Raw genomic sequence first — 14,371 nt, forward strand, 5'->3', positions numbered from 1 at the left:
CATGAAAATCGTAGCGGTGACAGCATGCCCTACAGGCATCGCTCATACTTATATGGCAGCAGATGCACTAATGAAAGCTGCGCCAAAACATAACGTGCAAATTAAAGTAGAAACGCAAGGTGCGATGGGGATAGAAAATCAGCTCACTCCTCACGATATCGCTCAAGCGGATCGGGTTTTGATCGTGTCGGATATTGAGATAGAACAACTAGGCCGATTCGAAGGGACGCGCAAAATTCAAATCCCCATTGAAGAGGTTTTGCTGAACGTCGACAAAGTATTCCTCGTCCACTGCCGCGACTAAATTTGCAGATGAACGAATACCAAATCACCTTTTTCGTCGATAATGCAAATGCCAGTGCGCACCTTGCTCAGCCACTCAATCGAGTGGCAAAGAAGTTCAAAAGTACCTTACATATCATTAATGTAACGCAAAATCGTGTTGCGGAACTCACCAAGTCCGTGGCGATTTTGCAAGCAGGTCTACAACAAGGTGATTTGTGTCAAATCACAGCGATTGGCATTGACGCAGAGCTGGCCTGCTTCGTCATAAAAGACATGATTGCTGAACACTTTACGGTGGTGGGATCTCATATCAACTATGAGTTTTCTAGCCAACTGGCCGAGCGTTTACCGCAAATTTGCCCACCTTGTGAAATCAAATGGCAGTACGCCAAAGCGCATACCGAGCTCACCAAGTTTGAATGCCTTAAAGGACTAGCTCAGCTCATCCACCCCATTCATCCCGACGAACTGATTCTTGCTTTTATTAAACGCGAAGAACGTTCATCAACTTGCGTGACTCCGGGGATCGCTCTACCGCATGTGATGTTTTCAGGTGTTGACCATATTTCCATTGCCGTTATTGCAAATGAAAAGTCGATGGATTGGGCTTCAAAGATGGGTGATGTTCATCTGGCTATAGCACTGGTGATGCCAGAAAATCCGACCCGAGAACAGATCATTGCGGCCACTAACCTCACACGAAATCTGCTTACCGATCAAATGGCGGAACGCCTACTACTAACAAAAAGCAGCGTCGACTTACAAGCGCTGCTGATGTACGCCATGTCGAGGCTGCTCGCCTAAACTTCTCTATGATTTACGCACTCTTACTGAAGGTTTAAATCGAACCACGATATTCCGTCGGCGTTCTGCCTGTACGATTCTTAAATACTCGGCAGAAATAGTTCACGTCTTTAAATCCGCAGCGCACTGACACGTCATTGAGTTTGAAGTTGTATTTCTTGAGCATAAACTTCGCACGATCCACGCGTACCCAAGTAATGTAGTCTGCCAAGGTCATGTGCCCCTGCTGACGGAACAAGCGCGACAAATGGTTCGAGGAAATACTGAATCTCGACGCAATGCTGTCACGCGTGATTGGGCGATGGAAGTTCTCTTGAATGTAGATGCAGATCCCTTGATAGAGATCTTGCACACGGCTATGTGACTGCTGCTCGACTGGTGCATCCAACATCGTCTTCGCGTATTGCAATAATGCTTGTAGTAAAAGCTCATCCATTGGTTTTTTAGTATTCTCACGAGCCAGTGAGCTCAACGCTTCTAAGATGTTATCTATCGCAAATCCTGAGCGCGTTTGAATGCTATGCTTTTGAATATCGTAAAAGTTTGCCTCACCTTTGCGTTTGCTCACCAAACTCAACCCAAGTTGTCGACGCCCAAACAAAATACTTAACACTGAACAATCGGTATCCCAGTCTGGTTTATTCCAACAGTTAGGTGGAATAAATATCGCATCGCCTTTTTTAGCAACGATGTGCGTTACTTTTCGATCATGACTTTCCATTTCATTAATATATTCCCCATCCAGAACTAACTCTAGGCGAGGGAAATTAACTTGATAGCTAAATTCAGGCGGCGTATGAAAATCTCCTGCAAACCAAATATTATGAAATGGCTCTCTTTCATTTAATACCGCTGAAATTAAATCATGAAAAATCATTGTCTCACACTCTATATATGCATCAATGATGCTATTTACTATAGATATACACCGGACTGGACTTTTGTGCTATTGAGCAAAATCACACTTCCATTTTGATGTTACAAAAATCTAGTTAACGCATCAAATTTCCAGTAACAAAAACTCTATCAACAACACTCAATCCCTTTTCAAATGGGAGCAAATCCACATTTCACTTATCGTTTAGCTTCTTATCCATCATGTCACATATATGCAGCTAGATTTGTCCAGTGAACGATCTAAATCACACTATAGTGAGTCGGTTACAATCCTCCAGTAAATGCATTTTTTCTTCACTACAGTCTTTTTATCAGTAATTTAAAAATACCCCTGAAATAAAAATTATATTTATAGGGGTTCTACAATGATCACCAAACTAATAAATGAAGACTTAATTAAGCTTGATCTTAAAGCGTCTTCAAAAGAAGACGTATTTAAAGAACTGGTTGCAGTTCTACACGCCCAAGGTCGTATTTCTGACCAAACACAATTTCTTTCAGATATAAAAGCACGTGAAGAATTAGGAAATACCGGATTTGAAGATGGCGTGGCAATTCCACACGCGAAAAGCGCCGCTGTGATTGAACCGGCGGTTGTGATCGGCGTAAGCAAATCAGGTATCGATTACGGCGCGGAAGACGGTTTACCTTCAAAGCTGTTCTTCATGATAGCTTCTCCAGACGGTGGCGATAACCACCATATCGAAGTACTTGCAGAACTGTCTTCAAAACTGATTGAAGATGGTTTCATCGATGCGTTCTTAGGCGCAACAAACAGCCACGACGCACTGGCACTCCTTCTTGCTAAAGAAGAACCGCAACCAGTGACAGATGCTCCAGCAAACCAAGGTTTCATCATTGGTGTTACTGGTTGTCCTGCTGGCGTTGCGCACACTTACCTAGCAGCAGAAGCGCTAGAGAAAGGTGCAGCGGCGATGGGCTACGAAATCAAGGTTGAAACGAACGGTTCAATCGGTGTGAAAAACAGCCCAACCGCAGAAGAAATCGAGCGTGCAGATGCCATCATCGTCGCATGTGACAAGCAAGTCGACATGAACCGCTTCGCGGGCAAACGCGTGGTTAAAACCAACGTAAAAGCCCCAATCCGCGATGCTCAAGGACTGATTAATGAAGCGTTAAACGCACCGACGTACCAAGCTGAGTCCAATGGCAATACGCAAGCGTCAGTTGCAAACAAAGCTTCTCAAGCCCGTTCTGACTTATATCGCTACTTGATGAACGGCGTATCACACATGATCCCCTTCGTCGTAACGGGGGGTCTGTTGATTGCCCTTGCTCTTGCAGTCGGTGGTCAGCCAAGTGAAGCGGGCATGGCAATTCCTGAAGGCAGCATGTGGAACCAAATCCTCAACGTTGGTGTGGTTGCCTTTACGCTGATGATCCCAATCCTAGCCGGTTACATTGCTTACGCGATTGCTGACCGTCCTGCTCTGGCTCCTGGCTTGATCGGTGGTTGGATTGCAAACAACGGTTCTTTCTACGGCGCAGACGCAGGTACAGGCTTTATCGGTGCCATCATCGCTGGTCTGCTTGTGGGTTACTTCGTGAAGTGGATTACGTCGATTAACTACCACAAATTCATTCAACCTTTGGTGCCAATCATGATTGCGCCAATCACAGGTTCGTTGTTCATCGCAGGTCTATTCATCTTCGTTATCGGCGCGCCAATCGCAAGCCTAATGGACGGTCTGACTGCGCTACTAACGAGCATGAGTACAGGTAACGTCGTTCTACTAGGTATCGTACTTGGAGGTATGGCTGGCTTCGATATGGGTGGTCCATTCAACAAGGTCGCATTCCTATTCTCTGTGGGCATGATTGCGAGCGGTCAAACTCAATTTATGGGTGCGATGGCGTGTGCAATCCCTGTTGCACCTTTAGGCATGGCACTGGCAACGGCGCTTGGTCGTAAGTTCGACCTGTTCGAAGAATCAGAAACCGAAGCGGGTAAAGCCGCAGGCGCAATGGGTCTGGTGGGTATCTCTGAAGGTGCGATTCCGTTCGCAGCGCAAGATCCAATGTCAGTGATTCCTGCAAACGTACTTGGATCAATGGTGGCGGCAGTAATGGCGTTCTCATTCGGCATCACCAACAGCGTTGCTCACGGTGGTCCCGTGGTCGCTCTGCTTGGCGCGATGAACCACCCAGTCCTTGCTCTAATTTGTATGGCAACTGGCGCAACGGTTACCGCAGTAACGTGTGTAACGTTGAAGAAAGTGCGTAAAGCAAAAATGATGCAAGCAGCCGCTTAATCATCCCCTTCCCCCAAATGGCTCCTATGGCTTGGGCAATGTCGCCTAAGCCATGATTTTCTCGCATGGTGACACTCTATGTCTGATTTAACGATGTCCGATACACAAACGATTCAAACTCAAGCTAAGCATCCGATGTTTTTCCTGATGAACAACGTGATTCAAAACTACGCTTGGGGCAGTACTACTTCTGTTAACCAACTGTTTGGCATTGAAAACCCAACGGGCGAACCACAAGCCGAAGTATGGATGGGCGCGCATCCAAACGGTTGCTCAGTGGTGATGGTAAACGGCGAGGAGACCAAACTCTCTTCACTGATTGCTCAAGACATGAACGCCTTTCTGAGTGAAGAAGTCGCAAACCGTTTTGGTGAACTTCCATACCTGTTTAAAGTACTTGCCGCTGAGAAAGCGCTGTCGATTCAGGTTCACCCAAACAAACAACAAGCAGAGCTAGGCTTTGCACTGGAAGAAAAACAAGGCATTCCCCTAACCGCTGCAAACCGTAACTACAAAGATCCAAACCACAAACCAGAATTGGTTTACGCGCTAACCGAATACCAAGCGATGAATGGCTTCCGCCCAACAAGTGAAATCATCAGCTTCTTCTCTGAGCTGGCGATTCCTGAGCTGCAAAGCTTGGTGGATGACCTTATCGACAATCAAACTTCCAAAGGCTTGACGAGCTTCTTCTCCGGTCTATTGTCATTGGAAGGCGAACAGAAAGAGATGGCGTTGACGGTGCTATTGGCACAAGCTCGCATCACCGACTTACCTATATTCAACCTGATCTTGGAGTTAGAAGCGCAATACCCGGGCGACATTGGTTTGTTTGCGCCCTTGCTACTCAACGTCATCACGCTGAAACCAGGCGAAGCGATGTTCTTGGATGCAGAAACGCCACACGCGTACTTGAAAGGGACGGGGCTTGAGATCATGGCGAACTCAGACAACGTGCTACGTGCCGGTTTAACGCCGAAGTATATGGATGTAAAAGAACTCGTTGCATGCACACGCTTCGAAGAAAAGCCATTCGACAACCTACTGCTTGCGCCAATCGAAAACGACGACATGTTGGAATACCCAGTTCCCGTCGACGATTTCAAATTCGCGATTGTAAAGCAGGCCAACCAACGAACACTTTATGTAAGAACCGCAGAAATCCTTTTGCCGCTAGATTCCCCGCTCGTGATTACACACGCAAATGGTGAAACATGTGTAGTAGATAAAGGCCAATCTGTTTTCATTCCGGCTTACGCAAAACAATACACCTTGAATTGCGAAGGTCGCGTTGCACGGGCTTACAGTTAATATCGCTGATTAAGTTCACATGTCGTTACTGCCAATAAGCAAAAAAGAGCAGAGAAACGTCTCTGCTCTTTTACTTAATATGCGCTTTTCCCGATAAATTCACTCAATAATCAAATTGTCTAGAAAGGTTTACTGCTTAGCGTGGAACATCGCTTGTCCACTTTTATCTTTATTCGACCAAAAGTTAATATTGAACTGTGCATCATCGCTCATTTCAATACGATGCCAATACTGTGGCGGGCTTGTCGCGAACTGACCTGCGTTGATCACGACGACCATTTCAGGCTCTGTCGCGAATTCATCTGCAAAACCATAGTAGGTGACTTGCCCCTCCATTACGCATAACTGCCCAAACACGCCTTCGGCTGTGTTGTGATGAGTTAGAAGAGCTGGAGGCACACTGCCTTTGGTAAAAAATGGCGTCGAACGTTGAACCGTCCAGTCTTTCGGAATACGAAGATGTGACATGGTTATACCCTCTTTGAATATAAAATTGTGCTGCTTGAAGCGAGTTACGATTGCGCGACTTGAGACAGTTCACGCAGTAACGGAAAAGCCTGAGCCACTTGCTCGCCCGTCACAACAAACCCAGTCAATATGCTTTGTTCATTTTCAGCTTTTGCCACGATGCCAGATTGAGAAATCTGCACATTCCAATTCGCGACAGCACTGAAGTCCCCGGCAAGCTGAATTGGGTAACTCGGCGTTTTGACTTTTACCATCATTGGCGGCAACTTCAATTGCGCTTCCTGCCCAAGCAACTGCTTACCTAAAACATTAGCGCTCAACACGATTGGCTGAAGGTATGGAAGCATGCGCCCTTGTATCTCGGCGCAATCGCCCAGAGCGAATACATTGTTCGCAGAAGTCTGCAGCTTAGCGTCGACAGCAATGCCTTTCCCAACCTCTAGTCCACAAGCATTCGCTAATTGAGTGTTTGAACGCAAGCCAGCGGCAGAAATCACTACATCAATCTCGCTCACTTCACCGCTGTTCAAAGTCGCTACCAACGAATCGGCGGTACGATTCACCTCAACAACCCCATTTCCCAACGCCAGTTGAATGCCTTGCTGCTTAAGTTGGCTTTCCAGAGGCAACGCCACAAACTCAGGAATAAGATTGGCAAGCAAGCGTTGGTTTGATTCAACCACCGTAACGGCTTTACCGCTGCTCGCAATATCCATTGCAATCTCAACGCCAATCAAACCACCACCGATAACCATTACGCGCTTTGCTTGACTGATTCGCTCTTCTGCGAGCTGATACTCTTGTAACGAATTGAGCGTTAGGACATCGCCAGAAGCATCACCTCGCATTGGAGGAACAAAGGCTTTCGCGCCCGTTGCAAAAATCAGTTTGGAGTACGCATAAACTTGTCCATCTGCTACCACTTGTTGGGCTTGCGTATCCACACTATCAATTTTAGTGTGGGTTAATAATTCGATATGATGCTCTTGAGCAAACGCTTCTCCCGTTTTTACCACCAGATCCCCCGCGGTCTGTTTTCTACTGAACACATGGCTCAAATCGGGCTTGTTATACTCCGCACCGTCATCAGCGGTGAATACTTGAATTGACACCTGTGCATCCATTCGACGCACAGTTTTAACCAGTTGATAGGCAGCAAAGCCACTGCCTATGATTACAATTGGTGCTTGCATCACAGCTCCTTACCCCTTGAACTCAACAAATACATCTTTACCCAAGTGACATTCAGGGCAGAGGAAGTAGTCCGGAACGTCTGACCACGTGGTACCCGCTTCAATTCCTTGATTAGGCTCACCCTGAGCAGGGTCATACACCCAGTTACAAACGGTGCAAATCATGCACTGGCAATCTGATGGATGTACTTCTGAGCTTGGATTAATAAGCTCCCTTTCGACCACGGCTTGCGTTTCTACTTGTACAACGGGCTGTGATTGAACTTGCGGTGCAGACGCAGCCATCATCGGAGACGCAACAGGGCTTGTTAGTGAATGTTTCGCCCACAATTTCGCGATGCTCTTGCCATGTTCACGACACTCACGCATCGCTTTACCATCTGGTCGCCATTTAGTTTTCAGGCTGACTGCCGTTTCAAAACCCGCGTCGGTCAACCGTGCGTGGATACGGTCTACCGCACCACCATTCCAGCCATAACTACCAAAGGCAGCGGCTTTCTTGGCTTTAAAACGAAGACCTGTGATCTCCTCCAGCATGCCAGCAATCTTCGGCATCATGACGTTATTCATGGTAGACGAACCAACCAAGATGCCTTTTGAGCGGAACACATTGGCGAGAATTTCATTCTTATCGTGCTTAGACACATTGAAGACTTTAACCGCGACACCCGGGTCGACATCGTGAATGCCCTGTGCAATCGCGTCCGCCATCATTCGGGTATTGTTCGACATAGAATCGTAGAAGATGGTAATACGATCTTCTTGGTAGTTATTCGCCCATTCCAAATATTGCTCGATGATTTGAACTGGGTTATCGCGCCATACAATACCGTGTGAAGTTGCAATCATGTCGACAGGTAAGTTGAAGCTCAGTACTTCTTTGATTTTGGCTGTTACCAAGCTGCTGAACGGCGTTAAGATGTTGGAGTAGTAACGCAGACACTGTTCCATCAACTCATTTTGATCCACTTCATCATTGAATAAGCGTTCATCGCAGTAGTGCTGACCAAATGCGTCGTTACTGAATAACGCTGCATCGCCAGTTAGGTATGTCATCATGCTGTCTGGCCAATGCAGCATCGGCGCTTCTACAAATACCAGTTGTTTACCGTTACCAATATCGATGCTGTCGCCCGTTTTTACCGTTTTAAAGTTCCATTCGGGATGATGGTGATGGCCAACAATCGAATCAATCGCCGCTTCCGTACAGTAAATTGGCGTGTTCGGAATCTTCTCCATCAATGCAGACAATGCGCCTGAGTGATCTTCTTCTGCATGGTTCACGACGATAAAATCGATCGTCTTAAGATCGATTTCCATTTCTAGGTTCTGGATAAATTGCTGGCTGAATCGATGATCGACCGTATCGATCAGCACCGTTTTTTCTTCACGAATTAGATAACTGTTGTAGCTGGTACCTTTTGTCATTTTGTATTCTGTACCGTGGAAGTCTTGAACTTCCCAATCGCGTTGACCTACCCAGTGGATGTTGTTTTTTACGTGAATTGTCATGATTACTACCTTGAATGACGGGATAAACAAAAATAATTTCTTCTTGTAATGCACTGGGCATGCCAACTTTTAATTGCTATATAGTTCAATAATTTAATTAAAATACAACTTCAACAACTGTCATTTAGACACAGTTGAAAATTGTCATTAAGACACTACAATAGTCATATTGACACAATTGGTATTGGCTATGACTTCTTTAATCGCGCAATGGCTACACATCACGCAAGACCTAAATTCAGCGCTCACTCGGCAAGCTCGATTTGATACCTTATTAACAACGATTCGCGAGATATTAAAATGTGATGCTTCTGCTCTTCTTTTGTATGAAGATCAGCACTTTAAGCCGCTGGCTATAAATGGTTTAGCAAAGGAAGTATTGGGACGCCGTTTTTCTATAAACCAACACCCTAGATTGGAAGCCATTGCACGTGCTGGCGATATCGTACGGTTTCCATCGAATAGCGACTTACCCGATCCCTATGACGGGTTAATTCCGAACCACGACGACAATCTGCACGTCCATTCATGTATTGGTCTCCCTTTGTTGATCGACGATCAATTGATTGGCGCGATCACTATTGATGCCTTCGACCCGAATCAGTTCGATGGTTTACTCAATCAAGAACTACGCTTTGTAAGTGCGTTAGCCGCGGGGGGCTTGCACACTGCTCTACTACTGGAGCAGTTAGAAACACAAGCAAGCTTGCCACGTGAGTCTTACACTGAGAAACGCACCTTGAGCAACGAAATCATTGGCAAATCAGCTGGGATGAAAGCACTTCAAGAGCAAATCGATGCGGTGGCAGATACCGAACTATCTGTGTTGATAATGGGTGAAACAGGGGTTGGTAAAGAGCTCGTCGCAAACGCAATTCATCATCGCTCTCACCGAGCCAATAATACCTTGGTGTACTTAAACTGTGCCGCGTTACCGGAGTCTGTCGCAGAGAGTGAGCTTTTTGGTCATATCAAAGGCGCTTTTACTGGTGCTATCAGTAATCGCAAGGGTAAGTTCGAGCAAGCCGACGGCGGCACACTGTTTTTGGATGAAGTCGGCGAACTGTCGTTAGAACTGCAAGCTAAGTTACTTCGAGCTCTCCAATACGGCGACATCCAACGTGTGGGTGATGACCGCCATATTCGAGTCAACACACGCATTGTGGCGGCAACGAACCGTGTTCTGCATGAAGAAGTAAAAGCTGGCCGTTTCAGAGCAGATTTGTACCACCGTTTGAGTGTATTCCCTCTTCATGTCCCTCCACTTCGTGAACGTGAAGACGATGTCGTGCTACTGGCTGGTTTCTTTGCAGAGCAACTACGCAGCAAGTTGGGGCTGAACAGTGTTCGACTCTCTCCCACTCTAGTTCAAGCACTTAAAGATTACTCTTGGCCGGGCAACGTGCGTGAACTGGAACACGTCATCAAACGAGCGGGCGTGCTTGCCAAAGCTAGAACTCAATCGCTGGATATCAAATTGGTGGAACAAGATTTCGATATCAAAGCGTCGAACAATCAGCCCACCACTGAAGAGTCAGGTATACCTAGCTCTTCATTTGAACTGTCAGACGCTGGTTTAAAGCAAGCCACTGACACCTTCCAAAAAGCCATGATTGTAAAAGCACTAGAGCAGAATCAAGGAAACTGGGCTGCAACAGCACGTCAGTTAGAACTCGATAATGGTAATTTACATCGCTTAGCCAAACGGCTAGGTATAAAGTAAAAAAGGATACGGACGGTTTGAATTCCGCAAGAAAATCTATCTCGCTTATGTCAAAATGCACCATCACAATCGAAAAGGCTGTAATGTAATGAACTACCAAGCTGCTATTTTTGATATGGATGGTTTGCTCCTTGATACTGAGCGCGTCTGTATGCGTATTTTCCAAGAAGCATGTGAAGTCCAAAACCTTCCGTTTTATGAAGATGTTTACCTGTCGATCATTGGTCGTAATGCGGCAGGTATTGAAGCAATTTTCCGCAAAGCCTACGGTGAGAACCTAGACCGCCTGCATCATGAATGGCGTACTCGTTACAATGCTGTCGTCAAACACCAAGCCATCCCAGTGAAAAATGGTGTTGTTGAGCTGCTAGAATGGCTGAAAGCACAAGGCTTACCAATCGCAGTAGCGACTTCTACGGCAAAAGAGGTGGCGAAAATCAAACTGGAATTAGCGGGTTTGAGTAAGTACTTCGACAACCTCACCACAGGCTGCGAGGTAAACCACGGTAAACCCGATCCAGAAATCTATTTGTTGGCAGCGAATCGTCTGGATGTAGAACCAAGCCAATGTTTGGCCTTTGAAGATTCCAATAACGGTGTTCGCGCAGCGGTGGCAGCGAATATGGTTACTTATCAGATTCCGGATTTAGTTGAACCTTGCGAAGAGGTAAAACAATTTGGTCATTCCATCGTGCCGTCATTACATGAAGCGTTAGATGCGTTGAAGCAAAATCGCTAAACGTCAACTGCCGCTCTAACTGTTAAAGCTCAGCAATTTGGCTGAGCTTTTTTATGCTTGAGCCTCTCCTCTCACCTTCTCTAATCTACTTCTAATAAATGCCAAGATACTGCTCCAAAGGCTTAATAGATAGACCTTATCTCTGTACGGGGCGTGTTCCTTTCTTTTTTGATTTACCTCACGCCATCGCATGAAATAGGGCCTATGAGTGATCAAATAGTGGAACTAACCAGTACAACTTTGCAACAAAACGTCAATATACCGCTTGAAGCACGTTTTTCGAGTGAAAATTGGCTGATAATGAGAACTATTGGATGAGATTAATCCAAGTCAGCCCAAAATATAAAATGGAGAGTGTTATATGTCTTTACGTTTATTAGCAGCAACCTTCGCATTAGTAGGAATGAGCTTTGGTGCCCAAGCCAGTGCCGAGTGTGAAGTGTCCCTAGATGCTAACGATATGATGCAGTTTTCTACTAAAACACTGAGCGTTCCAGCCACTTGTAAAGAAGTAAAACTGACGCTAAACCACACAGGTAAAATGCCTGCACAATCAATGGGTCACAACGTCGTTATCGCAGATACCGCTAATCTACAAGCAGTAGGTACGGACGGCATGGCAGCAGGTGCAGAAAACAATTACGTGAAGCCAAATGACGACCGTGTATACGCTCACACAAAAGTGATTGGCGGCGGTGAAAGCACCAGCATTACTTTCAGCACTGAAAAAATGAAAGCTGGCGGCGACTACTCATTCTTCTGCTCGTTCCCTGGTCACTGGGCGATCATGCAGGGTAAATTTGAGTTCAAATAAGAGCTAACTAAGTCAAAACAAGACTCACTATAGGGAAGCCATCGCTTCCCTTTTTATTGCACCTTAGTTAGGCACGTCGATGGATAATCTCATCCAAAGGTACAGGTCTTGCTAAGTAAAACCCTTGAACTTTATCAACCCCACTTGACCGCACAAAGTCATAGTCAGACTGCGTTTCCACCCCTTCCGCTACGACCTCGCAATTTGCAATATGTCCTAACTTAGCAACCAATCGATACAGTTGACGTCCACGATGATCGTTAGCGTCCAATAGCAGCGATCTGTCTAGCTTAATCTTGTTAAATGGATACTTGAACAAATGAGGAAACGATGCGTAGCCCGTACCAAAATCATCCATTGTGATACGAACTCCCATACTCTGTAGAGCTTTCATGGTGTTAGTTAAAGAAACTTCATTGTCTAATACGGCTTCTTCAGTAATTTCAATTTCAAGCCATTCAGCCGGGATTCCAAAATAGACCAACCTGCCTTGTAAATGCTGAACAAAATCCACTTGTTGAATGGTAGCAACAGAAACATTAATGGCCACTCTTCGCTGCTCAGATAATCCCATTTCCTTCATATCCGACAACACCTTTTCGAGTACTAGTTTATCGAGCAGTGGCATGGCATCTAACCGATGAAAATCTTCAATAAACGTTGGTGAAAGTAAGTTTCCATCTTCATCTTTATATCGAATAAGCGCTTCGTAAGAATACTGTTCCGCATCCTTTGTTGAGTGCTGCTTTTGATAAAACATCACCAACTCGCCTTCACGAAGAATGGAAGTTAAACGTTTCTGCGCGGATGACTTGCTGATACTCGATGTGTTCGCATCTTTCACACTACTGAGTAGTGATTTAAATAGGGATTGTTCTAAACCATTGTAAGTATTACTTACACCAAGCTGCCCCACATATTTGCCTGCATAGGCTAGATAAAAAGGTCGATAAATTAGTACACCAATCGCAATCACCACCAGTTGAAGTATCGCCCCCTGTACCTGATGCCCCATTGCAACATAACCACTCAACAGAGGCGGTGTCATCCAGTTCACAATATTTTCAACAGGCGCAATTAAGCCGGAAGCAATTGCGCAGTAGGTGATGATAAAACTTACCAGCGGCACTAATACAAATGGGACGACCAGAATAGGATTAAAGATGATAGGCAACCCAAATAGCAGCACTTCATTGATGTTGAACATCACCAATGGTGCTGCCGCTAACGCCAGTAAAATATGATTGCGCTCTTTAGCGAACAATAACAGACACAGGAGTAAACTGATGCTATTCCCTGACCCGCCCATGGATAAAAATGCGTCGTAAAAACCTTGGCTAATAACGTTAAGCGACGCTTCGCCTGTTTGCCAAGCAGCCATGTTGGCTTCGGTCGCAGCGTATATTTGCTGCTTGATGGCAAACAACATGTTGTGACCATTAATGCCCGCCGCTCCTAATAAGCTCAAGATGGATTGATAAAATAATCCTCCTGTGAACGTCAGCGGATCAAAGTTAAGTCCAGCCACTGTTGTAGTAAAAGCATCCATCACCGCTGCGGTGACATGAGATAAGCTAACCGCAAATAAAACGAATACGAAAAAATGTAAGACATCTTTAAAAAGACGAGAAGAGAAGTCCATTGCTTGAGGATCAAGCAGCTCAATTCGGAAACTTTTACAATAAACGTATGACACCGTTGCACTAAAGAGTGCTAATAACGGGTTATTCGGCAACATGTAATTACTAGAAAGGCTGTCATTCTCTATTGAAATTAAATAGAACATGACCAACGAATAAATGATGATAATCGCGCTCGACACGTTCACTTTATGCGATAAATAGTAACCAGCCACAATGCAAAACGCTGTGGGATACAAGTTGATTAAAATATCAGAAAGATGGAACAATAACTGAGAAACCTCTGACACCCCTAGGATTCTAGAAGCGTGACCAAGAAAGATGGCAAGTGCGTTAGATAGCGTCAGCGGTAACAGCAATAAGGCAATAGAAGCGAGATCAGTAAGATAAGATTTAGATCCAAGTCGCCATTTATCTGTAAATACCGTTAGACGATGAAAGGGATCAAGTACGCGTTCACGACGAGTGTGCATGGTGAGTTCTTATATTAAGTAATAATCATCGGCTGCGAAATAGGCAGCCGTAAATGCAACGGCCAGACTCAGTAACGTATTATTTGGTGGATAATTTTTAGTGTTTCTATTGGCTAAAACAATAGTTTGAATTGCCAGTCACAGCGCAAAGATGTCGCAAGTGCAATTTAACGATTATATACCCCTTGATCCAATGAGATTATTATCCTTAACGATAAAAGCCATACCAAGCATCTCGA

The 14,371-nt window shown here is 45.3% G+C and carries 12 protein-coding genes; 7 read left to right on the forward strand and 5 right to left on the reverse strand.

Going from position 1 to position 14,371, the window contains the following annotated elements; translation table 11 throughout:
• The first annotated feature begins 1 nt into the window (after position 1).
• Together D8S93_RS10570 and D8S93_RS10575 are read left to right on the forward strand one after the other, a co-directional pair.
• On the forward strand, positions 2-304 hold the full coding sequence (locus D8S93_RS10570) for a PTS fructose transporter subunit IIB (RefSeq protein WP_104970216.1): 303 nt from the start codon (positions 2-4) through the stop codon (positions 302-304).
• 8 nt (positions 305-312) lie between these two features.
• Entirely contained in the window at positions 313-1,089 is a 777-nt protein-coding gene (locus tag D8S93_RS10575) for a PTS sugar transporter subunit IIA (protein WP_152813098.1), read from the forward strand.
• Positions 1,090-1,123: 34 nt separating this feature from the next.
• Here the strand turns inward: D8S93_RS10575 and D8S93_RS10580 are convergent, their stop codons facing one another.
• Positions 1,124-1,966 (reverse strand): helix-turn-helix transcriptional regulator, encoded by an 843-nt coding sequence (locus D8S93_RS10580; protein ID WP_006742228.1) that lies wholly within the window; start codon positions 1,964-1,966, stop codon positions 1,124-1,126.
• Positions 1,967-2,351: 385 nt separating this feature from the next.
• Between D8S93_RS10580 and D8S93_RS10585 the strand changes: the two genes are divergently transcribed.
• Both D8S93_RS10585 and manA read left to right on the forward strand, forming a co-directional pair.
• Positions 2,352-4,259: a fructose-specific PTS transporter subunit EIIC gene (locus tag D8S93_RS10585; RefSeq protein WP_152813100.1), complete on the forward strand. Its 1,908-nt coding sequence runs from the start codon at positions 2,352-2,354 to the stop codon at positions 4,257-4,259.
• 78 nt (positions 4,260-4,337) lie between these two features.
• Positions 4,338-5,570 carry a mannose-6-phosphate isomerase, class I gene (manA, locus tag D8S93_RS10590; protein ID WP_152813102.1) on the forward strand — a complete coding sequence of 411 codons (1,233 nt, stop codon included), beginning with the start codon at positions 4,338-4,340 and terminating at the stop codon, positions 5,568-5,570.
• 129 nt (positions 5,571-5,699) lie between these two features.
• On the opposite strand, the gene D8S93_RS10595 is transcribed toward manA, so the two are convergent.
• The 3 genes from D8S93_RS10595 to norV are packed head-to-tail and all read right to left on the reverse strand — an operon-like array spanning position 5,700 to position 8,743.
• On the reverse strand, positions 5,700-6,038 hold the full coding sequence (locus D8S93_RS10595) for a DUF1971 domain-containing protein (protein ID WP_006742231.1): 339 nt from the start codon (positions 6,036-6,038) through the stop codon (positions 5,700-5,702).
• 44 nt (positions 6,039-6,082) lie between these two features.
• Positions 6,083-7,231, reverse strand: coding sequence for an NADH:flavorubredoxin reductase NorW (gene norW / locus D8S93_RS10600; RefSeq protein ID WP_152813104.1), 1,149 nt, complete (start codon positions 7,229-7,231; stop codon positions 6,083-6,085).
• 9 nt (positions 7,232-7,240) lie between these two features.
• Positions 7,241-8,743: an anaerobic nitric oxide reductase flavorubredoxin gene (gene norV, locus D8S93_RS10605; protein ID WP_152813106.1), complete on the reverse strand. Its 1,503-nt coding sequence runs from the start codon at positions 8,741-8,743 to the stop codon at positions 7,241-7,243.
• A gap of 190 nt (positions 8,744-8,933) precedes the next feature.
• On the opposite strand from norV, the gene norR reads away from it, so the two are divergent.
• The 3 genes from norR (at position 8,934) to azu (ending at position 12,019) form a co-directional block, all read left to right on the forward strand.
• Positions 8,934-10,466 (forward strand): nitric oxide reductase transcriptional regulator NorR, encoded by a 1,533-nt coding sequence (gene norR / locus D8S93_RS10610; RefSeq protein WP_152813108.1) that lies wholly within the window; start codon positions 8,934-8,936, stop codon positions 10,464-10,466.
• Between the two features lie 88 nt (positions 10,467-10,554).
• Positions 10,555-11,205: an HAD family hydrolase gene (locus tag D8S93_RS10615; RefSeq protein WP_005392456.1), complete on the forward strand. Its 651-nt coding sequence runs from the start codon at positions 10,555-10,557 to the stop codon at positions 11,203-11,205.
• Between the two features lie 361 nt (positions 11,206-11,566).
• Entirely contained in the window at positions 11,567-12,019 is a 453-nt protein-coding gene (gene azu, locus D8S93_RS10620; RefSeq protein WP_005392455.1) for an azurin, read from the forward strand.
• Positions 12,020-12,086: 67 nt separating this feature from the next.
• Here azu and D8S93_RS10625 read toward each other — a convergent pair whose 3' ends face one another.
• A complete protein-coding gene (locus tag D8S93_RS10625; RefSeq protein ID WP_152813110.1) occupies positions 12,087-14,132 on the reverse strand; it encodes an EAL domain-containing protein in 2,046 nt (681 codons plus the stop codon).
• Positions 14,133-14,371 lie beyond the last annotated feature (239 nt).

It is taken from the genome of Vibrio sp. VGrn 2 (assembly GCF_009361695.1).
GTDB classification, from domain to species: domain Bacteria; phylum Pseudomonadota; class Gammaproteobacteria; order Enterobacterales; family Vibrionaceae; genus Vibrio; species Vibrio diabolicus.